The 24,640-nt window shown below is 59.7% G+C and carries 22 protein-coding genes; 13 read left to right on the top strand and 9 right to left on the bottom strand.

What is annotated here, in order from left to right; all coding sequences use genetic code 11:
- Positions 1-6 precede the first annotated feature (6 nt).
- The 3 genes from znuB to zur are packed head-to-tail and all read right to left on the bottom strand — an operon-like array spanning position 7 to position 2,055.
- Positions 7-795, bottom strand: coding sequence for a zinc ABC transporter permease subunit ZnuB (znuB, locus tag AC1RP7_RS03390; RefSeq protein WP_057712600.1), 789 nt, complete (start codon positions 793-795; stop codon positions 7-9).
- Positions 788-1,573: a zinc ABC transporter ATP-binding protein ZnuC gene (gene znuC / locus AC1RP7_RS03385; RefSeq protein ID WP_007989407.1), complete on the bottom strand. Its 786-nt coding sequence runs from the start codon at positions 1,571-1,573 to the stop codon at positions 788-790. Before znuC ends, znuB begins: the two co-directional genes overlap by 8 nt.
- Positions 1,573-2,055 carry a zinc uptake transcriptional repressor Zur gene (gene zur / locus AC1RP7_RS03380; RefSeq protein WP_008045818.1) on the bottom strand — a complete coding sequence of 161 codons (483 nt, stop codon included), beginning with the start codon at positions 2,053-2,055 and terminating at the stop codon, positions 1,573-1,575. The genes znuC and zur overlap by 1 nt, the downstream gene beginning before the upstream one ends.
- A gap of 66 nt (positions 2,056-2,121) precedes the next feature.
- Here zur and znuA point away from each other — a divergent pair, with 66 nt between their 5' ends.
- Positions 2,122-3,042 (top strand): zinc ABC transporter substrate-binding protein ZnuA, encoded by a 921-nt coding sequence (gene znuA, locus AC1RP7_RS03375; RefSeq protein WP_174245497.1) that lies wholly within the window; start codon positions 2,122-2,124, stop codon positions 3,040-3,042.
- 114 nt (positions 3,043-3,156) lie between these two features.
- Here the strand turns inward: znuA and AC1RP7_RS03370 are convergent, their stop codons facing one another.
- Together AC1RP7_RS03370 and AC1RP7_RS03365 are read right to left on the bottom strand one after the other, a co-directional pair.
- Positions 3,157-4,107, bottom strand: a complete 951-nt coding sequence (locus AC1RP7_RS03370; RefSeq protein WP_493181452.1) for a homoserine kinase — start codon at positions 4,105-4,107, stop codon at positions 3,157-3,159.
- Positions 4,108-4,167: 60 nt separating this feature from the next.
- Complete coding sequence (locus AC1RP7_RS03365; protein ID WP_057712597.1) at positions 4,168-4,455, bottom strand: DUF2782 domain-containing protein; 288 nt, start codon at positions 4,453-4,455, stop codon at positions 4,168-4,170.
- 74 nt (positions 4,456-4,529) lie between these two features.
- On the opposite strand from AC1RP7_RS03365, the gene polA reads away from it, so the two are divergent.
- Complete coding sequence (polA, locus tag AC1RP7_RS03360) at positions 4,530-7,334, top strand: DNA polymerase I (RefSeq protein ID WP_493181453.1); 2,805 nt, start codon at positions 4,530-4,532, stop codon at positions 7,332-7,334.
- A 410-nt stretch (positions 7,335-7,744) separates the two neighbouring features.
- On the opposite strand, the gene yihA is transcribed toward polA, so the two are convergent.
- The gene (gene yihA, locus AC1RP7_RS03355) at positions 7,745-8,389 is read right to left on the bottom strand and encodes a ribosome biogenesis GTP-binding protein YihA/YsxC (RefSeq protein WP_046042671.1); all 645 of its coding nucleotides are present in this window, start codon (positions 8,387-8,389) and stop codon (positions 7,745-7,747) included.
- A gap of 191 nt (positions 8,390-8,580) precedes the next feature.
- Between yihA and AC1RP7_RS03350 the strand changes: the two genes are divergently transcribed.
- From AC1RP7_RS03350 to AC1RP7_RS03320, 7 genes are all read left to right on the top strand, one after another.
- A complete protein-coding gene (locus tag AC1RP7_RS03350; protein ID WP_008002190.1) occupies positions 8,581-8,871 on the top strand; it encodes a c-type cytochrome in 291 nt (96 codons plus the stop codon).
- Positions 8,872-8,916: 45 nt separating this feature from the next.
- Complete coding sequence (locus tag AC1RP7_RS03345; protein ID WP_057712594.1) at positions 8,917-9,546, top strand: c-type cytochrome; 630 nt, start codon at positions 8,917-8,919, stop codon at positions 9,544-9,546.
- A gap of 199 nt (positions 9,547-9,745) precedes the next feature.
- The gene (dsbA, locus tag AC1RP7_RS03340) at positions 9,746-10,387 is read left to right on the top strand and encodes a thiol:disulfide interchange protein DsbA (protein ID WP_057712593.1); all 642 of its coding nucleotides are present in this window, start codon (positions 9,746-9,748) and stop codon (positions 10,385-10,387) included.
- 14 nt (positions 10,388-10,401) lie between these two features.
- Complete coding sequence (locus AC1RP7_RS03335; protein WP_057712592.1) at positions 10,402-11,280, top strand: endonuclease/exonuclease/phosphatase family protein; 879 nt, start codon at positions 10,402-10,404, stop codon at positions 11,278-11,280.
- Positions 11,277-13,235 (top strand): GGDEF domain-containing protein, encoded by a 1,959-nt coding sequence (locus AC1RP7_RS03330; RefSeq protein ID WP_493181454.1) that lies wholly within the window; start codon positions 11,277-11,279, stop codon positions 13,233-13,235. The genes AC1RP7_RS03335 and AC1RP7_RS03330 overlap by 4 nt, the downstream gene beginning before the upstream one ends.
- Positions 13,236-13,338: 103 nt before the next feature.
- Positions 13,339-14,118: an N-acetylmuramoyl-L-alanine amidase gene (locus AC1RP7_RS03325; RefSeq protein WP_057716533.1), complete on the top strand. Its 780-nt coding sequence runs from the start codon at positions 13,339-13,341 to the stop codon at positions 14,116-14,118.
- Between the two features lie 76 nt (positions 14,119-14,194).
- Positions 14,195-15,808, top strand: coding sequence for an EAL domain-containing protein (locus AC1RP7_RS03320; RefSeq protein WP_057712590.1), 1,614 nt, complete (start codon positions 14,195-14,197; stop codon positions 15,806-15,808).
- A 7-nt stretch (positions 15,809-15,815) separates the two neighbouring features.
- Here AC1RP7_RS03320 and AC1RP7_RS03315 read toward each other — a convergent pair whose 3' ends face one another.
- On the bottom strand, positions 15,816-17,606 hold the full coding sequence (locus AC1RP7_RS03315; protein ID WP_493181455.1) for a KinB sensor domain-containing domain: 1,791 nt from the start codon (positions 17,604-17,606) through the stop codon (positions 15,816-15,818).
- A 10-nt stretch (positions 17,607-17,616) separates the two neighbouring features.
- Positions 17,617-18,963 (bottom strand): sigma-54-dependent response regulator transcription factor AlgB, encoded by a 1,347-nt coding sequence (gene algB, locus AC1RP7_RS03310; protein WP_057712588.1) that lies wholly within the window; start codon positions 18,961-18,963, stop codon positions 17,617-17,619.
- A 437-nt stretch (positions 18,964-19,400) separates the two neighbouring features.
- Between algB and AC1RP7_RS03305 the strand changes: the two genes are divergently transcribed.
- The 4 genes from AC1RP7_RS03305 to AC1RP7_RS03290 all read left to right on the top strand — a co-directional run bounded on the left by AC1RP7_RS03305 (position 19,401) and on the right by AC1RP7_RS03290 (position 23,511).
- The gene (locus tag AC1RP7_RS03305) at positions 19,401-19,688 is read left to right on the top strand and encodes a hypothetical protein (protein ID WP_057712587.1); all 288 of its coding nucleotides are present in this window, start codon (positions 19,401-19,403) and stop codon (positions 19,686-19,688) included.
- A gap of 71 nt (positions 19,689-19,759) precedes the next feature.
- Positions 19,760-19,924: a DUF1328 domain-containing protein gene (locus AC1RP7_RS03300; RefSeq protein WP_090452337.1), complete on the top strand. Its 165-nt coding sequence runs from the start codon at positions 19,760-19,762 to the stop codon at positions 19,922-19,924.
- Between the two features lie 836 nt (positions 19,925-20,760).
- Positions 20,761-22,092: a glutamate/aspartate:proton symporter GltP gene (gene gltP, locus AC1RP7_RS03295; RefSeq protein ID WP_057712586.1), complete on the top strand. Its 1,332-nt coding sequence runs from the start codon at positions 20,761-20,763 to the stop codon at positions 22,090-22,092.
- A 189-nt stretch (positions 22,093-22,281) separates the two neighbouring features.
- Entirely contained in the window at positions 22,282-23,511 is a 1,230-nt protein-coding gene (locus AC1RP7_RS03290) for a nucleoside recognition domain-containing protein (RefSeq protein ID WP_057712585.1), read from the top strand.
- Here the strand turns inward: AC1RP7_RS03290 and AC1RP7_RS03285 are convergent.
- Positions 23,493-24,590: an aminopeptidase gene (locus tag AC1RP7_RS03285; RefSeq protein ID WP_429521670.1), complete on the bottom strand. Its 1,098-nt coding sequence runs from the start codon at positions 24,588-24,590 to the stop codon at positions 23,493-23,495. The two genes, AC1RP7_RS03290 and AC1RP7_RS03285, sit on opposite strands and share 19 nt — an antisense overlap.
- Positions 24,591-24,640 lie beyond the last annotated feature (50 nt).

Genomic DNA, 24,640 nt, shown 5'->3' with positions numbered 1-24,640 from the left:
GCAAGTCTACACCCCTCGACGGGGCAGAACAAAACTCAGCAGAAATAGCGCGGCGGCCGTCACCACAATCGACGGGCCAGCCGGGGTGTCCTTGAACCAGGACAGCGCCAGCCCGCCACACACGGCGAGTATGCCCAGCAGGCTCGCGCCCAGTGCCATCTGTTCCGGCGAGCGAGCATGACGTTGTGCCGCAGCCGCCGGGATGATCAGCAACGAAGTGATCAGCAACACGCCGACGATTTTCATCGCCACGGCAATTACCACGGCGATCAACAGCATTAACGCCAGGCGCAATCCCGCCACGGGCAAACCTTCGACCCTGGCCAGTTCTTCATGCACCGTGATCGCCAGCAATGGGCGCCACAACGTAACCAGCAAGACCAGTACCGCCGCGCTGCCGCCAAGAATCCAGGCCAGATCGGTCGGGCTGATCGCCAGCAGGTCACCGAACAGATAAGCCATCAGGTCGATCCGCACTTCGTGCATGAAGCTTAGTACCACCAGGCCCAGAGAGAGCGTGCTGGGTGCGAGAATTCCCAAAAGTGTGTCGGATGCCAGCGGCTGGCGTTGTTGCAACGTCACCAGCATCACCGCCAACAGCAAGCAGCCAACAGTGACGGCAACGGTCGGGCTGACATCCAGCAAAAAGCCCAGGGCCACGCCGAGCAATGCCGCGTGGGACAGGGTGTCGCCGAAATAGGCCATGCGCCGCCAGACCACGAAAGACCCCAGCGGGCCTGCGACGACGGCCAGGGCCAGGCCTGCAAGCAGGGCGTAGAGCAGAAAATCAGCCATGCTTGCAGCTATCTCCGTGAACATGGGGTTGGCCCGACGCGGGCGCCTTGACCACCGAGCCATGCAAGTCGTGGGCGTGGTCGTGATGGTGGTGATAAATCGCCAGGCTTTGTGCGTTCTTTCCGAACAGCTCGACGAAAGCCGGATCGCCGCTGACCTGCTCGGGATGGCCGGAACAGCATACGTGACGATTGAGGCAAACCACCTGGTCCGTGGTGCTCATCACCAGATGCAAATCGTGGGAGACCATCAGCACACCGCAACCATGACGGTCACGCAGGCGGGTGATCAGGCTGTACAGCTCGGCCTGGCCGGCCACGTCGACGCCCTGTACCGGTTCGTCGAGTACCAGCAGTTCCGGTTCGCGCAACAAGGCACGGGCCAGTAACACACGTTGCATTTCGCCACCGGAAACGCTTTGCACCGGGCTGTCGATCACCTGTTCGGCGCCGACTTCCTTGAGTGCAGCCAAGGCCATCGCACGGTCCACCCCCGGTACCAGGCGCAGGAAACGCAGGACCGACAGCGGGAGGGTCGGATCGACATGGAGTTTTTGCGGCATGTAACCGACCCGCAATTTCGGCTTGCGCCAGACGCTGCCGCTGTCCGGTTTCAACAGGCCGAGCACGGCACGCACCAGGGTGGTTTTGCCTGCGCCGTTGGGGCCGATCAGGGTAACGATCTGCCCCGGCTCGACGCTCAGTTCGATGTTGTCCAGCACCGGTTGCCCGGCGAACGTGACGGCAACCTGCTCAAGACGGATCAGCGCGTTGCTCATCAAGCCCCCTGGCAACCGGAGCAGAGACCGACCACTTCAACGGTCTGGCCTTCGACGACAAACCCGACATCCCTGGCGCTGGCGATGATCGCGTCGCTGATGGATTTTTGCTCAAGTTCGATCGCGGCGTGGCACACACGGCAGATCAGGAACTGACCCTGGTGAGCATGTTCCGGGTGGTTGCAGCCGATGAAGGCGTTGAGCGAGGAAATCCGATGGACCAGGCCGTTTTCCAGCAGGAAATCCAGCGCGCGGTACACCGTCGGCGGTGCGGCGCGACGACCGTCCTGTTCGCTGAGGACCGCGAGAATGTCGTAGGCACCCAAAGGCTTGTGGCTTTGCCACACCAGCTCCAGCACTCGCCGGCGCAACGCGGTCAGGCGCAGACCTTGACGTGCGCACAGGGCATCGGCCTCGGACAAAGCGCTGTGAACGCAATGTGAGTGGTCGTGGGGACGGCTGGCGATCGGTGTTTTTAGCATGAGCGGCGACGAGGTTTGTGAGAGACGTTATTATGTTACCCGTTCTCGCCTCTTCGAGTGGTCATCGTGTCCCGACTTTTTTCTGTTTTTGTCGCATTTATCGCAAGTTTTCTGCTGATCGGTTCGGCGCAGGCCGAGGTCAAGGTCCTTACCAGCATCAAGCCTCTGCAACTGATCGCCGCGGCGGTGCAGGATGGCGTGGCGATCCCCGAGGTTTTGCTGCCACCGGGTGCCTCACCACATAACTATGCGTTGCGTCCTTCCGACGTACGCAAGGTGCAATCGGTGGACCTGCTGTACTGGATCGGCCCGGACATGGAGGGCTTCCTGCCACGGGTGCTCAATGGTCGTACGTTGCCCAACGTCGCCGTGCAGGATTTGCCGGGCATGAAACTGCGTCACTTTGCCGAAGATAACCACTCCCACGCTGAAGAAGCCGACGAACACGACCACGATCACCGTCCGGGCAGCCTGGATGCGCACTTGTGGCTGTCGCCGGTCAATGCCCGGGTCATCGCCACGAAAATGGCGGCTGACCTGAGTGCCGCCGATCCTGCAAATGCCGCGCGCTATCAGAGCAATCTGAAAGCCTTCGACGAGCGTCTCGATGCACTGGATGCGCGCCTGAAGAAGCGCCTGGCCGATGTTCAGGGCAAGCCCTACTTCGTTTTCCACGAAGCCTTCGACTACTTCGAAGACGCCTACGGCCTCAAGCACGTGGGTGTGTTCAGCGTCGCGGCCGAAGTGCAACCCGGTGCCCAGCATGTCGCGGCGATGCGCGCGCGATTGCAGGAAGTCGGCAAGACCTGCGTGTTCAGCGAACCGCCGCTGCGGCCCCGTCTGGCGGAAACACTGGTGGCGGGTTTGCCGGTGAAACTGGCTGAACTGGATGCGCTGGGCGGGTACACGCCGGCGACTGGCCAGGGCTATGAGCAGGTGTTGGAGAAATTGGGGAATGATCTGGCGGGGTGCCTGGAGTCACTGTAACCGACACCAGACCCTGTGGGAGCGAGCTTGCTCGCGAAGGCGGCATTACATCAACATCAATGTTGACTGACCCGACGCTATCGCGAGCAAGCTCGCTCCCACAGGTCAAAGCCTTTAAAGGGCGAAAGGCAAAGGCGTGTTGACTGTCTGTCGCTGTGCCAATCGCAATTGAAATTCCATCGGATCGTGAATCAACACATCCTGTCCGGCAAACGACTCCGCTGCGATCAGGCGTGACAACCAGAACCGTACGCAAGCCACCCGCAGCATGGTTGGCCACAACTCGGCTTCGGCGGCGGTGAACGGTCGCAAGGCCGCGTAAGCGCCCAGCAAGGCCCGCGCTCGCGGTCCATCGATTACGCCAACGTCGTCCGAGCACCAGTCGTTCAAGGCAATCGCCACGTCGTAGAGCATCGGCCCGGAGCAGGCGTTGTAGAAGTCGATCAGCCCGGTCAGGTGCGTGCCTTCGAACATCGCGTTGTCGCGGAACAGGTCGGCGTGAATATTCGCCCGCGGCAGTGCCAGGATTTTTTCTTTCTGCCGGGTGATTTCTTCCAGCGCCCGTTGCAGCAGGTCTTTCTGTTCGGCACCGAGGTGCGACAGGAATTGCGTGCCCTCCTCCAGCATCCAGTCCAGGCCGCGATCGGTTTTGCGCTTGATCATATTGGCCTGGGTTGCCAGGTGCAGATGGCCGAGCAATTCACCCACCTGCGCGCAATGTTGCGCGTTGGCTTGCTTGATGTGCTTGCCGGCCAGGCGCGGTTGCAGCAACGCAGGTTTGCCCGCCAGTTCGCGCAAGGCCACGCCGTCTGTGGTGCGCAAGGCATAAGGCACCGGCAGGTCGGCGCCGTGCAGTACGTCGAGCAGTTCAATGAAGAATGGCATCTCCTGAACCGGACCGCGCTCGACCAAGGTCAGGACAAATTCGCCCTGCTCCAGGCTGATAAAGAAATTGGTATTTTCGCTACCGGCGGCAATCCCCTGGAAATCAAGCAGGCGGCCGAGGCCATAAGGGGCGAGAAAAGCTTCCAGCTCGGGCCGAGCCAGGGGGGTGAACACAGACATGTTTAAGCTGCCAGTACGGGCGCCGCTGTTGAGCCGGCGCCGATTAAAGTTAAGGACGACTTACCACTTAAAAATTTCCCACGCCGGAATCAGCATATCCGGGTAGTCGGAACGGACGAAGTTTCCCTCCGAGCCATCCGCGCGCACCAGGAAATACGGTTTGCCAACCTTTGGGGTGACCTTGATGGCGTACAAAAAGCCGTTTTGCCGGTATTCCTGAATGAGTTTATCGCCTTCCGTGCGAATGGTGACATCCGGGTCCGCCGATGGCGCATCGTCCGCCGCCATCACGGCCGATGGTGCGATTGCAAACAAGCCAGCCAGCAACAGGCGATTTAGTGTGCGCATGATAACCTTGTCCCTTTGTCGTCAACGGTCCCGCTATTCTAGCGCCGGACCCGCCGAAAAGGTTGATCCTGCTCATGAGCCAAGCCCCCCTCGTCCTGGTGGACGGTTCGTCTTACCTGTACCGCGCCTTTCACGCGCTGCCACCGCTGACCACGTCCAAAGGCCTGCCGACCGGCGCGGTCAAGGGCGTGCTCAACATGCTCAAGAGCCTGCGCAAGCAATATCCGGACAGTCCGTTCGCCGTGGTGTTCGACGCCAAGGGTGGGACTTTTCGCGATGAGATGTTCGCCGAATACAAGGCCAACCGTCCGAGCATGCCCGACGATATGCGCGTGCAGATCGAGCCGCTGCACCAGAGCGTGATCGCCCTGGGCTTCCCGCTGCTGTGCGTCGAAGGCGTCGAGGCCGATGACGTGATCGGCACCCTGGCCCGCAGCAGCGCGGCGGCGGATCGTCCGGTGATCATCTCCACCGGTGACAAGGACATGGCGCAACTGGTCGACGGTCACATTACCTTGGTCAACACCATGACCGGTAGCAGCATGGACGTGGAGGGCGTGAAGGAGAAATTCGGCGTCGCTCCGGAGCAGATCATCGATTATCTGGCGCTCATGGGCGATTCTTCCGACAACATTCCGGGTGTTCCAGGCATCGGTCCGAAGACGGCTTCCGGCCTGCTGGTCGGTGTGAACGGCGGTCTGACCGAGCTCTATGCGCAACTCGACATCGTGCCGACCCTGCCGATTCGCGGCGCCAAGACCCTGCCGGCCAAGCTCGAAGAGCACAAGGAAATGGCCTTCCTGTCCTATCAGCTGGCGACCATCAAGGTTGACGTGCCACTGGACGTTGGCCTCGACGACCTGAAAATGGGCGCGGAAGATCCTGCGAAACTCTACGAGTTGTACTCCCTGCTGGAGTTCAAGAGCTGGCTGAACGACCTTGATCGCGACGCCAAACGCCTGGAACTGAGCGCTGCTACCGAGCCAGCACCGGCCGCCGACCTGTTCAGCGAACCAGAGGCCGAAGCACCGGTCGTCGCTGCTGAAGCCGCCTATGAAACCATCCTCGATCAAGCGCGGTTCGATGCCTGGCTGGAAAAACTGAACAACGCCAGACTGTTTGCCTTCGACACCGAAACCACCGGCATCGATGCGCAGCAGGCGCAACTGGTGGGCCTGTCGTTCGCGGTTCAGGCTAACGAAGCGGCCTACATCCCGTTGACTCATTCCTACATCGGCGTGCCACAGCAGCTGGATCGTGACACGGTCCTGCGCGCGCTCAAGCCGATTCTGGAAGATCCGAACAAGCTCAAGGTCGGCCAACACGCCAAGTTCGACATGAACATCCTGGCCAACTGCGCCATCGGCGGCGATCAGGACAACGGCATTACCGTGCGTGGCATCGCCTTCGACACCATGCTTGAGTCCTACGTGCTCAACTCCACGGCCACCCGCCATGACATGGACAGCCTGGCGCAGAAGTATCTGGACCACACCACGGTAAGTTTCCAAGACATCGCCGGCAAAGGCGTGAAACAGCTGACGTTCGACCAGATCGCCCTGGAGCAGGCCGGGCCTTACGCCGCCGAAGATGCAGATATCACCTTGCGTCTGCACCATGCCCTGTTCGAAAAACTCTCGGCTATTCCGAGCCTGGCCAGCGTACTGACCGACATCGAAATCCCGTTGGTGCCGGTATTGGCGCGTATCGAGCGCCAGGGCGCATTGGTCGACGCCGCCTTGCTGGGCGTGCAAAGCATCGAACTGGGCGACAAGATGGTGGCGCTGGAGCGTGAAGCCTTCGAGATTGCCGGCGAGGAATTCAACCTCGGTTCGCCCAAGCAACTTGGTGTGATCCTATACGAGAAGCTCGGCCTGCCGGTACTGAAGAAAACCGCCAAGGGCCAGCCATCGACCGCCGAAGAAGTGCTGGCCAAACTGGCAGAAGACGACTATCGATTGCCGAAAGTGCTCATGGAATATCGCTCCATGAGCAAGCTGAAAAGCACCTATACCGACCGTCTGCCGGAGCAGATCAACCCGCGTACCGGGCGGATCCATACCTCGTATCACCAGGCGGTGGCGTCCACCGGGCGGCTGTCCTCCAGCGATCCGAACCTGCAGAACATCCCGGTGCGCACCGCCGAAGGGCGTCGCATCCGCCAGGCCTTCGTGGCCCCGGTCGGTTACAAGCTGCTGGCTGCGGACTATTCGCAGATCGAACTGCGGATCATGGCGCACCTGTCCCGGGATGAAGGGCTGATGAACGCCTTCCGCCACAATCTGGACGTACACACCGCGACCGCCGCCGAAGTGTTCAAGGTCGAACTGGCCGAAGTGACCTCCGACCAGCGCCGCAGTGCCAAGGCGATCAATTTCGGCCTGATCTACGGCATGGGCGCGCAGAAGCTCGGCAAGGACATCGGCGTCGACACCAAGACTGCCAAGGCCTACATCGATACCTACTTCGCCCGGTACCCCGGCGTTCGCCAGTACATGGACCGCACGCGTGCCCAGGCCGCCGAGCAAGGTTATGTCGAGACGTTCTTCGGCCGTCGCCTGTACCTGCCGGACATCAACTCCAACAAGCCGCAAGAGCGCGCCGCTGCCGAACGCACGGCAATCAACGCACCGATGCAAGGCACCGCTGCGGACATCATCAAGAAAGCCATGGTCGCGGTGGATAACTGGCTGACCGCGTCGGGCCTCGACGCCAAAGTCATCCTGCAGGTGCACGATGAACTGGTGCTCGAGGTGCGTGAAGACCTGGTCGACCAGGTTCGCGATGAAATTCGCGTACACATGAGCGAGGCGGCGAAGCTGGATGTGCCGTTGCTGGTCGAAGTGGGTGTTGGAAATAACTGGGATGAGGCTCACTGAGCCTTCTTGTAGGAGCGAGCTTGCTCGCGATGGAATTTCAGTCGAAATCGATGTGTCTGACACTCCATCGCGAGCAAGCTCGCTCCTACAGAAAATTGTCGAGTTCTGCTGCGGCATAGTGCCGCGGCAGAAGGGCGTAAAAAAACAGCTTGGGCCGGAGGGCTATCAGAGTTATTTCAAAGCTCTCTGAAAAAAATCTGAACTAATCTTGCACACCACCACTCAGAGTTACTGAATGGCTGGTGAAGCCCTTCGATGCTCCTATGTTGTGTTAAGTGTTGGCAGATATCTGGACCCCGCCCTAGCGGTCTAGAGCTTCAACCCCGGAACTTCTCCCTCCCCATATGAAGCCCGGGGTTTTTTTTGCCCCGAGAAAACTGCCTGCGTGCGCCGCAGGCAGTTTTCGGCACTTACTGAGCTTCTGCTTCAGCACCCTTGTCCGCCAGCTCCATCCAGCCAGCCAGTACGGTGTAGGCATCTTCCAGGCCCATGCGTTTGGGGGCCGAAAACAGCTGGATTGTCACCAGATCGCCCCAACCCTTGCGGATTTCCGCCTGAACCTTGAGCAGGGTGTTCTTGGCCGCGCCATAGGTCAGCTTGTCCGCTTTGGTCAGCAGAATGTGCATCGGCATCCCGGCAGCCACGGCCCAGTCGAGCATCAGCAGGTCGAAATCGGTCATCGGATGGCGGATGTCCATCATCAGGATCAGACCCTTCAAACTCTCGCGACCACCCAGATATGCCTCCAGGTGACGCTGCCAGTGTTGCTTGAGCGGGATCGGTACTTTTGCATAACCGTAGCCCGGCAGGTCGACCAGACGGCGTTCATCGTCTAGCTTGAAGAAGTTCAACAGCTGCGTGCGTCCCGGGGTTTTCGAGGTGCGCGCCAGGCTGGCGTGGGTCAGGGTGTTCAAGGCACTCGACTTGCCGGCGTTGGAACGCCCGGCGAAGGCGACTTCGAAGCCCTCGTCATCCGGACATTGATCGACTTTGGCGGCGCTGAGCATGAAGGTGGACTGTTGGCACAGACCGAGGATGGGATTCTTGAGTTGCATGGGATTTCCGATGTGGGCGGCGCCAGGAATGGGTGCGGCAAGCAGTGTCGCTTCCGTTTCAGTGACGCCAGTATATAATGCCGCAGATTTTGTGTGCGCTTTGTCCCAGCGTAGGACGAAGTTCACGAGAGCGACAGACCTTGATTGCGCACTAGAACGCAGCTCGCTCTCAACCCTGAAAAGGTCGTTTTATGACGAAATGGCTGCTAGCTGCCGGTGTATTGATGCCGCTTTACAGCGCTCAGGCTACACAGGATCCGGAAGCTGTGTACAACCGTGTTTGTGGTGCCTGTCATTCCGGCCAACTCCCCATGGCGCCGAAAAAAGGCGATCAGGAAGCTTGGACGCCGAGGTTGGCGAAAGGTATGGAGACGCTGGTGCAACACGTGACCCAGGGTTTCAAGGCGATGCCGCCGCGTGGTTTGTGCATGGACTGCAGTGCCGAGGATTACCAAGCCATCATCCTTTGGATGAGCGAGTAAGCCCGGTCCATAACTCTTAACCCTTAGCCGTAGTTGGATTAGCTGATGAAGAAATTGATCGTGAGTCTGCTGTTGACCGTGGGCATCTCCGGCATGGCCCATGCTGCAGGTGAGGCAGTACAACCGGGTGATGCAAAAGCCGGCCAGGCCAAAGCCGCCGTCTGTGGCGCCTGCCACGGCCCGGATGGCAACAGCATGGCGCCAAACTTTCCGAAACTGGCAGGTCAGGGTGAACGCTACCTGACCAAGCAATTGCACGACATCAAGTCGGGCAAGCGCACCGTTCTGGAAATGACCGGCCTGCTGACCAACCTGAGCGATCAGGACCTGGCGGACATCTCTGCCTACTTCGCCAGCCAGAAAGGCAGCGTCGGTGCCGCCGATCCGAAGATCGTCGCTCGCGGTGAGGCCCTGTTCCGTGGTGGTGACCTGGCCAAGGGCCTGCCAGCCTGCACCGGTTGCCATTCGCCAAATGGCGCAGGTAACGCGGCTGCCGGTTTCCCGCACCTGGGTGGCCAGCACGCTCAATACGTCGGCAAGCAACTGGTCGATTTCCGCAAGGAAGAAGGTGGCCGCACCAACGACGGCGATACCAAACCGATGCAGAGCATTGCCAAGAAGCTGAGCGACGAAGACATCGCCGCGGTGTCCAGCTACATTCAAGGCCTGCACTAAGGCCGGTGGATCGGGCGTTGAACGGCGTGCTGATCGCCTGCAACGTTAACGCTCGATTAATCCGTCTCGGCAAGTATAAAAAGGGTGGCCTTGGCCGCCCTTTTTTGTGGCCGCTGCCGTTACACTACAGAACTCAAGCCCGCCAGGATCTGTCTGAAAACAATCGCGCGCGGCGAAAAAATTTGTCCAGGAGTAAAGCATGCGTAATCTGATCATCAGTGCCGTTTTTGCCGCTGCCAGCCTGTTTGGCATGACTGCCCAGGCCGCCGACGCCCCAGCCGCCCCTTATGTCGAGCTGACCAATCCGGTTCCGGTTGCCGTGCCTGGCAAGATCGAAGTGGTGGAGCTGTTCTGGTACGGCTGCCCGCATTGCTATCATTTTGAACCGACAATCAATCCTTGGGCTGAAAAACTGCCATCCGATGTGAATTTCAAGCGTATTCCAGCCATGTTCGGCGGAGCTTGGGATGCTCATGGCCAAATGTTCTTGACCCTTGAGTCCATGGGGGTTGAGCAAAAGGTTCATGCCGCGGTATTCGACGCGATCCAGAACAAAAAAATGAAGCTGATCGACAAGAATGACATGGCTGACTTCCTGGCTACCCAGGGCGTAGACAAGGATAAATTCCTGGCCACCTTCGACTCCTTTGCTATCAAGGGCCAGGTTGTTCAAGCCCGTGAGCTGGCCAAGAAGTATGAAATCTCCGGCGTTCCAACCCTGGTCGTCAACGGCAAGTATCGCTTCGACGTGGGTTCTGCCGGCGGTGCCGAACAGGCCCTGCAACTGGCCGACAAACTGATCGACAAAGAGCGAGCGGCTAACAAGGCTGCCGCCAACTAAGGGCAGTCACTGCCATGCGCCGATGGGGTACTGAACGCATCGTTGGCCTGCATGATCCGCGGGTCAACGAGCATCATCTGGAGTCCACGGGCCTGCCCGCAGACAGTCGTCTGCGCTTGCTCAGTTTCAATATCCAGGTCGGCATCAGTACCGAGCGCTATCGGCATTACCTGACCCGGGGCTGGCAGCACTTGCTGCCGCACACGGGGCGTGCCGATAACCTGCAGAAAATCGGCAATCTGCTAGGCGACTTCGATCTGGTCGCCTTGCAAGAGGCCGATGGCGGCAGCCTGCGATCAGGCTACGTCAATCAGGTCGAACACCTGGCCCAGCTCGGCGCCTTTCCCTACTGGTATCAACAACTCAATCGTAATCTCGGTCGCCTGGCCCAGCACAGCAATGGCGTGCTCAGCCGATTGCGTCCGTGGGCAATTGAGGATCATCCGTTGCCGGGACCAAAGGGTCGCGGAGCCATTCTGGTACGGTTCGGCGAAGGCCCGGAAGCGCTGGTGGTGGTCATGATGCACCTGGCGTTGGGCGCCCGGGCACGCAGTCTGCAATTGGCCTACATCCGCGAGTTGATCGGCGACTACAAGCATCAGGTGCTGATGGGCGACATGAACACCCATGCCAGTGACCTGCTGCAACATTCCCCGTTGCGCGATCTCGGCCTGCTTGCGCCGCAACTGGAAGCGACGTTTCCCAGCTGGCGCCCACAGCGCTGCCTGGACCATATCCTGCTGAGCCCGAGCCTGACCCTGGAAAAGGTTGAGGTGCTGGCACAGCCCATTTCCGATCACCTGCCGGTCGCGGTAGAGATTCGTTTGCCGGGTTCGCTCACGGCCGATGCATTGCCCGCGTTGAGTCCTGCCCCTCGCGGATCCCATGAATGAGCGACGAAGCACAGCGCTGGAAAGAGAAATACCTCAAAAGCATCGAACAACAGGAAAAGCTCGAACGTCGCTGGGACGCGCGGCTCGACTTGCTGCGTCGCGGGCTGGTGCGCAGCACCCTGGCAGCGGAAGGTACGGACCGCGCCGTTGACCAATGCATGAAGGAAATGCGCGAAGTCGTGCGTACCGATGACATGGACGCCGGCCTGGCTGCGCTGATTCCACGCCTGGAAAAAGCCGTGCTCGACTCCGAACAGCGTCGGGAAACCCGAGTCAACCAGACCAGTGCCGCCTTGACTGCGCTGGTCACGCAACTGCAAACATTGCCATTGCCACGGGATGTGAGTCGGCCACTCAAGAATTTCGCCAAGCACCTGGATGCGCGGGTCAGTCAGGCGCGCGAGATGCCCTTGCTGCTCAGCGAGCTGAGTGGCTTGCAGGGCAAGGCCCTGAGCCAGCTGGAGACCCCAGCGGAGAACGGCCGGCCGGGCTTGCTACAGCGGTTGTTCGGCGGTCGTGAAGCGCAGGAGACGGAGGCATCAACGGCCGCTGCTCCTGCGCTGGCTGCCCCTGTAGCCGAGAGCCCTGCGGCAAGCTGCGAGGTACCCGCTGTTGAGCGAGTCGAAGACGAGTTCGCGCCAACCGAGCCAGCCGTGGCTTTTGCACCTCCGGCTGCGGAGCCTCAACCAGCCAGTGCAGCCGCGGCGGAAATCGAATCGGCCGAGAAACCGATCCCGGAAACCATCGCGACATCTCCTGAGTCGCAAGCGAACCCCGACGAGCTGACCGCGCAAGCATCGCCCGATAGCTTGCCCTTACCTCCGATTCCGATGCAGGACGTGGCCGTCGCCGATCAGACGCCATCCGAACACGACATTCTCTACGCACTTCCGGATTCCCCCGAGCCCTCCTACAGCTCGGTGGCCAGCCACATCGAAGACACGTTGCTGGGGCTGCTCGACGACCTGACACTGCCCGAGCGTCATCGTCCGCAAGCGGAATCCATGCGCGATCGTCTGAAAAACGGTCTGAACTGGTACGAATTGCTGCCGATTCTCGACGACTTCGCCACATTGATGCTGGCCATTACCGACAGCGGCCAGCATGAGTTCGAAGCCTATCTGCAACGACTGAACGAGCGTCTCGAATCGTTCCAGAGCAACTTGCAGGCCGCCACCGCGGGACACGCCGACAACCGTTCGGCTGCGCGACAGATGGACACGCAGATCCGCGAACAGGTCGATGGCCTGCAAAGCAGCATGCAGGAAGCCGCGGACCTGGAAGATCTCAAGCACGTACTGGAAAACCATCTCGAAGGCTTGCTGGGCACCATGGACCAGCACCAGAAACAGCGCGATGAGCGCGAGCAGGAGGTCGCTGCGCGCCTGCACAGCCTGGCCGAGCGGGTCGCCCATATGGAGCAGGAGGCCCAGGGTTACCGCGAGCACCTTGAAGAGCAACGACAGAAGGCATTGGTCGACCCGTTGACCGGGCTGCCCAACCGCGCGGCCTGGAGCGAGCGCCTGGGTCATGAAGTCACACAATGGCAACAACATGGCAACACGCTGTTGCTGGCCATGCTCGACCTCGATCATTTCAAGCGCATCAATGACAACTACGGGCACCTGGCCGGTGACAAAGTGCTGAAAATCATCGCCAGCGTGTTGCGCAAGCGGCTGCGCGGAACGGATTTCATTGCCCGGTTCGGCGGCGAGGAGTTTGTGCTGTTAATGCCATCCACGGTGCCGGCGGCGGGGCTGAAGATGCTGGAAAACTTGCGGGCCTCCATTGAAGCCTGTCCGTTCCACTTCAAGGGAGAGCCGGTGACCATCACCGTGTCTATCGGAATGACGGCGTTCAGGCCGGGTGAACATAGCGATCAGGTACTTAAAAGAGCCGATCAGGCGCTGTATCGCGCAAAAAATGCCGGCCGCAACCGAGTGGAACCGAGCTGACGGTGATCTGTTCCATTTTGTTTAATTCGATGGGATTGCCGTTCGCCCGCAAGGCATTACGTTACACTGTTGCATTATTGTCTTGCGTGTACTGCCTTTCGCCATGAAATATTTTGCTCTGATCTTATCGCTGATTGTGCTTGCCGGCTGTGCCAGCGGCCCCCGTTTCAACACCAGCCACTCTTCGGCCAATTACGACAGCCGCGTGCAATTTGTGGTGGTGCATTACACCAATGCCTCGCTGGAGCGTTCGTTGCAATTGCTGACCCACGGTGAGGTCAGCAGCCATTACCTGATCGGCGACGACAAGGGTGCCACCATCTACAAGCTGATGGATGAAAATGTGCGGGCCTGGCACGCCGGGGAGAGTGAGTGGAATGGCCGCACCTGGCTGAATTCCAGTTCCATCGGTATCGAAATCGTCAACCCGGGCTTCGAGGACACCCCGACCGGACGCGTGTGGTATCCCTACACCGAAGACCAGGTCCAGTCGCTGATCGTATTGCTCAAGGACATTAGCAAACGTCACGGCATAAAACCTCGCGAGATCATTGGCCATAGTGATATTGCACCCTTGCGCAAGCTGGACCCGGGGCCGCTGTTCCCCTGGAAGCGTCTGGCCGCCGAAGGCTTGGGCATCTGGCCGAATGAACAGTCGGTGGCGCGCCAGCAAATGTTGTTCGCCGAGCAGTTGCCGAGCATCAGTTGGTTTCAGGCGCAGTTGGCCCGCCTGGGTTATGCCTCGCCACAGACCGGCGAGCTCGATGTCGCGACACGACATGTGATAGCGGCATTTCAGATGCATTTCCGTCCGGCGCGTTTCGATGGCACTCCGGATGCGCAAACCGCCGCGCTACTGTGGGTGTTGAACCAGACAAAATAATGACGCCCGCCCGACGGTCAGGGCTTTTTTCCAATCAGCAGCTATAACTCATTGGTAATACATCGGATATTGCACAATGACTGCTGCTCGAGAGACCTTCCGTAGTTGGTTCCATCGCCCCTGGTTCCTGGGGCTGATGTCTACTGTCTTGAGCGCAACGTTATTGATGGCCGGCAGCCTGTTCGTCGCCATACACCAGGTCGAGCAAAGCGAAAGCGAAGAAATGAATGCTCAGGGCGAACGCTTCCTCGCCCGCCTCGAACAGCTCTTCGGGCAACTGCGTGAAAGCCTTGATGACCTTGAAGCGCAACCGTTGCGCGGCTGCGATGCTGAAATGATCGCGACCTTGCAACAGGTTACGTTCAATTATCGCTTCGTCTACGAAGCCGCCTACATGGACTCCTCGCGAATCTGCTCCAATCGCCCTCGTCAGGAAGGGCTGTCGCTGAGTCGATCGCCAGACATCAAAGGCCCGACCTACAGCTATTGGCTCAACACCACCACCGAACCCGATGAAAACCGCGCCGCGCTGATGCTCGGGCGCGGGAATTTCCGGGTGGCGACCTCTCGCGGGCATTTGACCGATATGGTCGACCTGTCGCCGGGCAGCAGCCTGCTGGTAGTTCTGGACCATGGCGCGCGCGCGATTCCGGTGCTGGGCGCTTCTCAGGTCTGGCCGCCGGCCGAGGCCTGGCCACCGAAAAACCGTGATGCGCTGCAGATCACCCAGGCACGCCTGATATACCGGATGCCCACCGACAACCCGGAATATCAATTGGTGTTGATCAGCCCACGCACCGGCATGCATATTCCGGCGGTCTGGTGGTGGTTGCTGCCGGCCAGCCTCGCGCTGGGCATATGCGTTGGGTTCCTGGTGTTTCTGCTGGTGCGCCAACGGCAGTCGCTGGACGCCGAACTGGCCGGCGCGATTCGCCGTGGCGAGTTGCAGGTGCTGTACCAACCGATCTTCGACCTCGATAGCCGCAACTGTGTCGGGGCTGAAGCGCTGCTGCGCTGGCGCAGGCCGGACGGTACCCTGACCAGTCCCGATCTGTTCATTCCGATGGCGGAAAACACCGGGCAGATTCGCCAGATGACGGACTTCGTCTTGCAGCGCCTGCTCGAGCAACTCGGCCAGTTGCTGCGTGCGAACCCGCAACTGTACATCTCGGTCAATCTCGCGGCGTGTGATGTGATGGTTCCGCGGATTGGTCAGGTGATGGCGCGGCTGCTGACCCTGCATCGCGTCGCTGCGCGGCAAATTGCTTTTGAAGTCACCGAGCGCGGGCTGGTCGATGTGGTGGTGGCCCGGGAAAACCTGCAAGCGCTACGGGATGTCGGGCATCAGGTGTTGATCGATGATTTTGGCACGGGTTATTGCAGCCTCGCCTATTTGCAAACCCTGCCGGTCGATTGCCTGAAAATCGACAAGGCGTTCATTGATGCGCTGGGCCATGACGCCGCCAGCAGCGGCGTGGCCCCGCATATCATTCACATGGCCCAGTCGCTGCACCTGAAGGTGATTGCCGAGGGCATCGAACATGAGGCCCAGGCCGCGTTCCTGTGCAGTGAAGGCGTGAAGTTCGGCCAGGGCTGGCTGTTCGCCCGCGCGTTGAGCGCAGTGCAGTTCACGGAATTGATTACCCGGGGCCGGCGTCGGGCCGGCCGGCGCCTGGATGACGAAGCGTGAGGGTGACCTAAACGGTCAGCGTCATGTAGAACTGAGTACCTTGCCCCGGCCGTGAATAGACACCCATCCGTCCGCCATGCAATTGCACGATTTCCTTGCACAAGGCCAGTCCGAGCCCGGCCCCGCCCTTCTTGCGTCCAACCTGCACGAAGGGCTCGAAGATCCGCCCCTGCTGACCGTAGGCAATACCTTCGCCGTTGTCTTCGACACTGATGATGACCCGGTCACCGTGACGCCGGGCCTGCAAGCGTATCCGCCCGCCGGAGCCGGTGTGACGCAAGGCGTTGTCGAGCAAATTGTCGAGTACCCGCTCCAGTTGTGGCTGGTCGGCCTGCAACCGCGGCAAAGGCCCCTGCACTTCCACGAGCAGATTGATTTCCTTCTCTTCGGCCGATGTGGCAAAACGTGACCGAGCCTGTTCCAGCAACGCCTCGATGGAACACAGCGTCAGGGTGAGTTTCTGCAAACCGTTCTGGTAACGGGAGAAATTCAGCAGGTCATTGATCAACTGCATCAGCCGCTGCATCTCTTCGTTAACGGTATCGAGCAGGTCGGCTTCCCGGGAATCCGGGGCAAAGTGAGCGCGCTCACGGAACAATCCGAAGGCCATGTGCATGCCGGTGACCGGTGTGCGCAATTCATGGGAGGCTCGCAATACGAATTCGCTGCGTACCCGTTCGAACGCTCGTTGCTCCGTGACGTCATGCAGCACCATCACGGCACCCAGAATATGGCCCTGGGTATGGCTGACCGGGGTCAGGCTGTAGGTGAGCAGTCTCGACTCGCCATCGACTTCGACACTCAAGTCTTCCGGAGCCCGCTCCAGCGTGCCGCCGCGCAGCACCAGTTGCAGCTGCTCATCGAGCTCGGGGCGCTCCAGCGCCGTACCCAGCCCCTGACCCAGACGATCGGACTCCCAGCCCAACTGACGCTGGGCTACAGGGTTAAGGTGTTCCAGATGGCCCTGACGGTCGATCATCAGCAGTCCGTCGTCGATGCTGTCGAGCACGGCCTGCAAGCGCTGCTGACCGGCCAGCAGCTCATCTACGTTGGTGGCCTGATGTTCACGCAGCGCCTGGGCCATGATCCCGAAACGCCGGGTCAGCTGGTTCAGTTCCACCGCCGAAGAAATCGGCAGGGTGACATCGAAATTGCCTTGGCCGATATTGTCCGCCGCCTTGGCCAAGGCCTCGATGGGCTCCCCGAAACGCCGGGCGATGGCTTGTGCGGTCACGAAGCCGATGATCAGCACCGCCAGCCCCACCAGGCCAAGCAACCCGGCAAACAGCAGCGCCTGCTCCCGGGCCTGGCGCTCGGTATCGCTGATGTTATCAAGCGCGCGCTTGTGCTCGGCGATCAGGCCATTGCGTAGCGCATTGAATTTTTCCGTCAGGTTGTCGTGGCTGCTGAGCACCTTCGAAGGGTCCGGGGACGCTTCATAAGCCTGGATAAAACGCTCGTAGTCGGCCTTGGCTTTTCTGAAACCGTGCTCGCTTCCAGTTTCCTCCGGTTCCTGGGCGATGCCCTCCTCCAGCAGTTCGAAGTAACGCTGCTTCGAGGCAGCGAAAGCGGCGGAGTCAGGCTTCTCGCTGAGCATGATGATCAGTTGATCACCCAGGGTCTGACGCAGCTTGAGCCCCAGGTCCAGGGTGATGAAGTTACTGCGAATCAGTGCTTCCTGGCTGCCGGCCATCTGCATCACGCTGACCAGCCCGAGCAAGAGCCCGAGCAACGCGACGGTGATCAGTGCGGAGATGCTCAGGAAAAGCCGGGTCCGCAATTTCATCGCCAGTTTCATCGGCGATTGCTCACAAGTTGTACTGCTTGCGTTTGCGGTACAGCGTCGAGGCGTCGATGCCCAGGGTTTTCGCCGCTTGATCCAGGGTATCGGCGGTGGCGAGGACCGCGCCGATGTGGGCCTTCTCCAGCTCATCCAGGCTCAGTGCCGCGCCGATGCGCGGTGCATTGTTGACCGGGGTTTCAGCCATGCCCAGATGACTGATCTCGACCCGCTCCTGCGGACAGATGATGCTCGCCCGTTCGATCACGTTGCGCAGTTCACGGATGTTGCCCGGCCAGCGATAGCCCAGCAGTGCTTCCCGGGCCTCGTCGCTGAAGACGCGCGCGGGACGGGCGTACTCCTTGACGAAGCGTGCCAGGAAACGGTCGGCCAGGTTGAGAATATCTTCGCGGCGTTCGCGTAGCGGTGGCAGGTGCAAGGTAATGACATTCAGGCGATAGAGCAGGTCTTCACGGAAACGACCGTCGCGCACCATGTCCTCAAGGTTGAGGTTGGTGGCCGCAAGGATGCGCACATCGGCACGGCGGGTCACCGGATCACCGACGCGCTCATATTCCTTGTCCTGAATAAAACGCAGCAACTTCGGCTGCAATGTCAGGGGAAAGTCGCCGATCTCGTCGAGAAACAGCGTTCCGCCGTCAGCTTGGTTGACTCGGCCCAAGGTGCTTTCGCTGGCGCCGGTGAAGGCGCCGCGGCTGTGGCCGAAGAGTTCGCTTTCCATGAGCTCGGCGGTCAGCGACGGGCAGTTGATCGTGACGCAGGATTTCTTCGCGCGTTTGCTCCAGCCGTGAATGGCTTGGGACAGTTCGCCCTTGCCGGTACCGGATTCACCCAGAATCAGGATATTGGCATCGGTCGTGGCAACCTGGCGGGCGGTTTCGAGTACCACTTTCATGGCCGGGCTGTGGGAGTCCAGACCATCCATGGGCTTGCGTACCTCGCCTTCCAGGGCTTCCAGTCGCGCCGACAATTGCCGCACCTCCAGTTGCTTGGCGGTTGCCAGCCGCAATTGATCGGGGCTGCACGGTTTGACCAGATAGTCGGCGGCGCCAGCCTGAATCGCATCCACCGCCGTGTCGACGGCAGAGTGCGCAGTGACGATCACCACCCGCATCCAGGGCGCCTGGATACGCATCTGGGCCAGCACATCGAGGCCGTTGTCTTCACCCAGGCGCAAGTCGAGGAAGCACAGGTCGAAAACCTGCCGTTGCAACAGGGCTTCTGCCTGCGCGGCGCTGGTGGCGGTGGCCACGCTGTAGCCTTCGTCTTCGAGGCAATAACGGAAAGTACGCAGGATGGCGGATTCGTCATCCACCAGCAGAATGCGGCCTTGATGCTCAGTGGCGGACTCCATTTTCCTACGCTCCTTAATGAATGATCGTTATTTAGTCTCGGAGAAATCGGGCAAGTTGCATGATTGATTCTGAGCCATTCCTGTCATGGCAGGGTAGCTTTCATCCCATGTATCGCTTAGCCGGCTAATTTCGTGGGTCTTAAATGGATGCCCGGTTTCCTGCAAAGGCCAGCGTGTATTTCTGACATCCGCGCCCTTCTCTCAATTCAAAAAATTTACGTCTTCCTTCAAACCAATCGTGCAATACGCACGACTGAACAAGAGGCATCGTGCAGGATGCGTGCGAAGTTAATTTTTTTATGTTCGTAAAGCATTGATATAAAAAGAAATTATTCAAAATAAAAGCTGGCATGCAGGCTGCAATTGTCTGGTTAACCAGGGCATTCAAAAACAAACGCCCGCAATCGAATACCGACCCCAGTGGTAGGAGCTCCAGGATGAACCGTCAACGTGCCGCCCACCTGCACCTCTCGCCTGTGTCTATCCAGCAAGGGTTGTTTGCCGTTCTGGCACTGTTGATCACCCTGATCGGCGGCCAGCAGTTTCTGCGCTGGGAGCAGAGCCAGCAGCCGGAAGCGCCACGTTTGTCGATTCCGCATCCGACCCAAACCCATTTCAGCGCTGTCAGCAGCGGTCAGGCCGATAGCCCCCCGATGCGCATGATGGATGTCGACCAGGCCGGGCCTGTGGGTGAGATACGTCATCAAGAGCGTTGGGTGTTCTAGGCAAAACTTCCGCCGCACCCCATGCGCCGGGAAACGCAGCACCTTTAAACAGAAGCGTAAGGAGAATCACCATGTTGAGCTGGGCAATCACATTCCTGATCATCGCCATCATCGCTGCTGTACTGGGCTTCGGTGGTATCGCGGGCACCGCCACGGGTATCGCCAAGATTTTGTTTGTCGTGTTCCTGGTGATGTTCATTGTCTCCTTCTTCTTGGGCCGTCGCGGTCGAGGTTGATATGAGAGCGTTGTTCAAGGCACTGGCAGCCGCCCTGCTGTTGGGCGGTAGTGCCATGGCATGCGGGCTGGCGTTTTCCCGACATGCCTGAGGCCCATTCAGGGCCTGCCGATAGAACAGAATTTGTACACGAAGGAGGCCAGCGCCTCTTTCTACCTGCGCCACCTGAGGAAGGCCGGCGCATGACCAAGGGGTCGGGACGTTCTGCCTGTTTCAGGGGCGGAGTGACCTACGGGTACAGGGAGTACCTGCGCAAGGGCCGGGTCAGGAAAAGCTGCTGCGCAAGTTCGTCGGACCGCCAAGGCTCGACGGACTTGCCAAGGGCTTGATCAAGCAACACATTGAAATAGAGCGCTCGTCTCGATTTCATCAGTGTTATCCCGTCCTTGTCCGTGTTACGTCGGAAAATACTTTTCCCGGTGTTTCATCTGCGACCGTATATCGAGAAAAATCACCTTTCTTTGGCCGCGATTTTTCCCTTCGTCCTGCGGGATTTTGCTGAAAAATCAACGCTCGGCCACTGCTCGAAAAATACTCAATCTGCTCTGTGATGGCCGGTTCACGGCACTTATGCCTGCCGAAATGTCGTATTCGAACCGGTTGGGACGCGCGTTTCGGTAAAAAAACCTCATGCCGATTCGGCATAGGGTAGGCGTTTACGGCATTAGACGGCGCTTCCTTGCATCGGAATAGTTGCGCCTTTTTTCGCCTGCCAGAGAGCCGTAAACACGCGCTCCGGGGCACCTTATACGGGGGGCAGATGCACTGGACTTTTTCGCCACAAGCGTTCCAGTTCGCGCATCTCCCTGAGTCAAACAACAAGTAAGGGTAAAGATATGAAGAAGGCAAAGCTTAGCCTCGCCTGGCAGATCCTCATCGGTCTGGTATTGGGGATTGCAATCGGTGCGCTGCTCAACCATTTCAGTGCCGAAAAAGCCTGGTGGATCAGCAACGTCCTGCAACCGGCAGGCGATATCTTTATCCGTCTGATCAAGATGATCGTGATCCCGATCGTCATTTCCTCTTTGATCGTCGGCATTGCCGGCGTCGGTGACGCCAAGAAGCTGGGGCGCATCGGCTTCAAGACCATCATCTACTTCGAAATCGTCACCACCATCGCCATCGTGGTCGGTCTGCTGCTGGCCAACCTGTTCCATCCGGGTGCCGGCATCGACATGAGCACCCTGGGCACTGTGGACATTTCCAAGTACCAGGCCACGGCGGCCGAGGTTCAGCATGAACATGCGTTCATCGAAACCATCCTCAACCTGATCCCGTCGAACATCTTCGCGGCCATGGTTCGCGGCGAAATGCTGCCGATCATCTTCTTCTCTGTATTGTTCGGTCTCGGTTTGTCGAGCCTGCAGGCGGACCTGCGCGAGCCGCTGGTGAAGATGTTCCAGGGCGTATCGGAAAGCATGTTCAAGGTCACTCACATGATCATGAACTACGCCCCGATCGGCGTGTTCGCACTGATCGCGGTGACCGTTGCCAACTTCGGCTTCGCGTCGCTGATACCGCTGGCCAAACTGGTGATCCTGGTTTACGTCGCCATCGCCTTCTTCGCTTTCGTGATCCTGGGCCTGATCGCTCGCCTGTTCGGCTTCTCGGTGATCAAGCTGATGCGCATCTTCAAGGATGAGCTGGTACTGGCCTACTCCACCGCGAGCTCCGAAACCGTGCTGCCGCGCGTGATCGAGAAGATGGAAGCCTACGGCGCGCCGAAAGCCATTTGCAGTTTCGTGGTGCCGACCGGTTACTCGTTCAACCTCGACGGTTCGACCCTGTACCAAAGCATCGCGGCGATCTTCATTGCCCAGCTGTATGGCATCGACCTGTCGATCAGCCAGCAACTGCTGCTGGTACTGACGTTGATGGTCACCTCCAAAGGCATCGCCGGCGTACCGGGCGTGTCCTTCGTGGTACTGCTGGCCACCTTGGGCAGCGTCGGTATTCCACTGGAAGGCCTGGCGTTCATCGCTGGTGTCGACCGCGTCATGGACATGGCTCGTACCGCACTGAACGTGATCGGCAACGCCCTGGCCGTTCTGGTTATCGCTCGTTGGGAAGGCATGTACGACGACGCCAAGGGCCAGCGCTACTGGAACTCCCTGCCGCACTGGCGCAGCAAGGAAAAACTGCCGGCGGGTGAAACCTCCAGCAATTGATGCAAAACCTGTGGGAGCGAGCCTGCTCGCGATGGTGGCAGGAGCACCGGGCTTATCCAGAATGCCCGCATCATCATTGACGTCCATCGCGAGCAAGCTCGCTCCTACAACAAACCCCGGAGAAATCCGGGGTTTGTCGTTTCTGGCTACCCCGCTATCATTCGCGGATCTTTTGGGGGGATTTGACTGATGCTCAATGGCCTGTGGCTTGGCTTCTTCATCGTGGCAGCTGTATCGGCGCTGGCCCAGTGGCTGATCGGTGGCAACGCCGGGATATTCGCGGCGATGGTGGAAAGCATTTTTGCCATGGCCAAGCTGTCGGTCGAAGTCATGGTGCTGCTGTTCGGCACCCTCACCCTCTGGCTGGGTTTTCTGCGCATCGCCGAGAAAGCCGGGATCGTCGAATGGCTGGCAAGGGCCCTGGGGCCACTGTTTTTGCGCCTGATGCCTGAAGTCCCGCCGGGTCATCCAGCCATCGGCCTGATCACCCTTAACTTCGCGGCCAACGGCTTGGGCCTGGACAACGCCGCCACGCCGATCGGCCTCAAGGCCATGAAGGCACTGCAGGAACTCAATCCCAGCGCTACCGTCGCCAGCAATGCACAGATCCTGTTCCTGGTGCTCAACGCCTCCTCGCTGACCCTGCTGCCGGTGACCATCTTCATGTATCGCGCCCAGCAAGGTGCGCCGGACCCGACGCTGGTGTTCCTGCCGATCCTGCTGGCGACCAGTTGCTCGACCATTGTCGGCTTCCTGTCGGTGGCGTTCATGCAGCGCCTGCGCGTCTGGGACCCCGTGGTGCTGGCCTACCTGATCCCCGGCGCCCTCGCCCTCGGTGGCTTCATGGCGTTGCTGGCGACCCTTTCGGCGACCGCTCTGGCCGGCCTGTCATCGATCCTCGGCAACCTGACGCTGTTTGGCCTGATCATGCTGTTTTTAGTGATCGGCGCGCTGCGCCAAGTGAAGGTCTACGAGGCCTTCGTTGAAGGTGCCAAAGAGGGTTTCGATGTCGCCAAGAACTTGCTGCCCTACCTGGTGGCGATGCTCTGCGCGGTGGGTGTCCTGCGGGCATCCGGGGCACTGGACTTCGGTCTGGACGGGATCCGTCATCTGGTGGAATGGGCCGGTTGGGACACGCGTTTCGTCGATGCGCTGCCGACGGCGATGGTCAAACCCTTCTCGGGAAGCGCCGCCCGGGCGATGCTGATTGAAACCATGAAGACCTCGGGCGTGGACAGCTTCCCGGCGCTGGTGGCAGCAACAATCCAGGGCAGTACCGAAACGACGTTCTATGTGCTGGCGGTGTACTTCGGTGCCGTGGGCATCCAGCGCGCACGCCATGCGGTTGGCTGCGCATTGCTGGCGGAGCTTGCCGGGGTGCTGGGGGCTATCGGGGTTTGCTACTGGTTCTTTGGTTGATCGGCCCCGCCAGCCAACACTTTCAGCGCGGCCTTGCGCTCGCCCGTCGGCAAGGCGCCTAGCTTTTCCACGGCGGTGTAAAATTTGAGCCAGTCGCCACCCTCCTGATGGAACAGCGCGGCAAAAGCCGGCACCCATTGGTCGTACAAACCAAACGGCAATAACCGGGCGTTGTTCATGGGGGCATGGATCCACGCGTCGTAGCGTTTGTCTGCGGCCCACTGACTGTCACGCAATTGCCGGTATTCGCTGCGCAAGCGTTCGAACTCGGCCGCCTTGCGCTGGCGCATTTGTTCGGTTGGCAACGGCAAGGTGTAGAGCTTTTCCAGTCGGGTGCGGGTCTTGAGTACCAACTCAGTGAACTGGTCGCGCTGACGTGCCTGCGCATTGTTATCCGGTGGCATGTGGCGGTAGGCGCGCCATTGGCGAGTACCTTCCTGCTCGACGAAGGTGGCGAAGGATTCGTTGAACTCCGTGTCGTCCTTCACATAGAAGCGCTGATGGGCGAGCTCGTGAAAGATCAGCGTGGCCAGTCGCTCATCCCCCCAGCCCATCATCGAACTGATGATCGGGTCGTTGAACCAGCCAAGTGTCGAATAGGCCTCGACGCCGCCAATCGACACGTCCATGCCTTGCAAGCGTTGCAAAGCCGCTGCACCGCGGGCTGCGCTCTGGCTGTAGTAACCGCGATAAGCAACACAACCGGCGATGGGGAAGCAGTGGTTTACGGGCTTGAGGGAAAATTCCGGTGTGGCGAAGACATTCCAGACGACGAAGGGACGCCCAATGTCCGCGTACAGGCGGTAGCTCTGGTTGTCCGGCAGGTGCAATTGCTGGCTGGCGAAGGTTCGGGCCTTTTGCGATTGCTCCAGGTGTGTACGCAGTTTTTGATCGCGCGCCGGGTCGGCAATCACGCTGGAAACAGGCTCCCTCGCCCGCAGCAACTGCAGTTGGCCGCTGGCCAGTTGGCTGTAATAGCTGGTGCTGGTGCAACCGTTGAGCAACAAAAACAGCAGGCTCGGAAACAAAACGCGAAAAACGCGATCAAGTAACCCAAGGCTAGGAAGCGGCCTGATCACAATAATTCTTCCTTGGAGAGTCTTTCCACAAGACTATCCCGCCAGACTGG

The sequence above is a fragment of the Pseudomonas sp. GW822-FHT01E03 genome, assembly GCF_058802985.1.
This window is presented reverse-complemented; position numbering and strand designations above follow the sequence as displayed.

Excerpts from the sequence above, each read along its gene's own strand:
- znuB (WP_057712600.1), bottom strand. The coding sequence starts at position 795 with ATGGCTGATTTTCTGCTCTACGCCCTGCTTGCAGGCCTGGCCCTGGCC.
- znuC (WP_007989407.1), bottom strand. The coding sequence starts at position 1,573 with ATGAGCAACGCGCTGATCCGTCTTGAGCAGGTTGCCGTCACGTTCGCC.
- zur (WP_008045818.1), bottom strand. The coding sequence starts at position 2,055 with ATGCTAAAAACACCGATCGCCAGCCGTCCCCACGACCACTCACATTGC.
- AC1RP7_RS03370 (WP_493181452.1), bottom strand. The coding sequence starts at position 4,107 with ATGTCTGTGTTCACCCCCCTGGCTCGGCCCGAGCTGGAAGCTTTTCTC.
- AC1RP7_RS03365 (WP_057712597.1), bottom strand. The coding sequence starts at position 4,455 with ATGCGCACACTAAATCGCCTGTTGCTGGCTGGCTTGTTTGCAATCGCA.
- polA (WP_493181453.1), top strand. The coding sequence starts at position 4,530 with ATGAGCCAAGCCCCCCTCGTCCTGGTGGACGGTTCGTCTTACCTGTAC.
- yihA (WP_046042671.1), bottom strand. The coding sequence starts at position 8,389 with ATGCAACTCAAGAATCCCATCCTCGGTCTGTGCCAACAGTCCACCTTC.
- AC1RP7_RS03350 (WP_008002190.1), top strand. The coding sequence starts at position 8,581 with ATGACGAAATGGCTGCTAGCTGCCGGTGTATTGATGCCGCTTTACAGC.
- AC1RP7_RS03345 (WP_057712594.1), top strand. The coding sequence starts at position 8,917 with ATGAAGAAATTGATCGTGAGTCTGCTGTTGACCGTGGGCATCTCCGGC.
- dsbA (WP_057712593.1), top strand. The coding sequence starts at position 9,746 with ATGCGTAATCTGATCATCAGTGCCGTTTTTGCCGCTGCCAGCCTGTTT.
- AC1RP7_RS03335 (WP_057712592.1), top strand. The coding sequence starts at position 10,402 with ATGCGCCGATGGGGTACTGAACGCATCGTTGGCCTGCATGATCCGCGG.
- AC1RP7_RS03330 (WP_493181454.1), top strand. The coding sequence starts at position 11,277 with ATGAGCGACGAAGCACAGCGCTGGAAAGAGAAATACCTCAAAAGCATC.
- AC1RP7_RS03325 (WP_057716533.1), top strand. The coding sequence starts at position 13,339 with ATGAAATATTTTGCTCTGATCTTATCGCTGATTGTGCTTGCCGGCTGT.
- AC1RP7_RS03320 (WP_057712590.1), top strand. The coding sequence starts at position 14,195 with ATGACTGCTGCTCGAGAGACCTTCCGTAGTTGGTTCCATCGCCCCTGG.
- AC1RP7_RS03315 (WP_493181455.1), bottom strand. The coding sequence starts at position 17,606 with ATGAAACTGGCGATGAAATTGCGGACCCGGCTTTTCCTGAGCATCTCC.
- algB (WP_057712588.1), bottom strand. The coding sequence starts at position 18,963 with ATGGAGTCCGCCACTGAGCATCAAGGCCGCATTCTGCTGGTGGATGAC.
- AC1RP7_RS03305 (WP_057712587.1), top strand. The coding sequence starts at position 19,401 with ATGAACCGTCAACGTGCCGCCCACCTGCACCTCTCGCCTGTGTCTATC.
- AC1RP7_RS03300 (WP_090452337.1), top strand. The coding sequence starts at position 19,760 with ATGTTGAGCTGGGCAATCACATTCCTGATCATCGCCATCATCGCTGCT.
- gltP (WP_057712586.1), top strand. The coding sequence starts at position 20,761 with ATGAAGAAGGCAAAGCTTAGCCTCGCCTGGCAGATCCTCATCGGTCTG.
- AC1RP7_RS03290 (WP_057712585.1), top strand. The coding sequence starts at position 22,282 with ATGCTCAATGGCCTGTGGCTTGGCTTCTTCATCGTGGCAGCTGTATCG.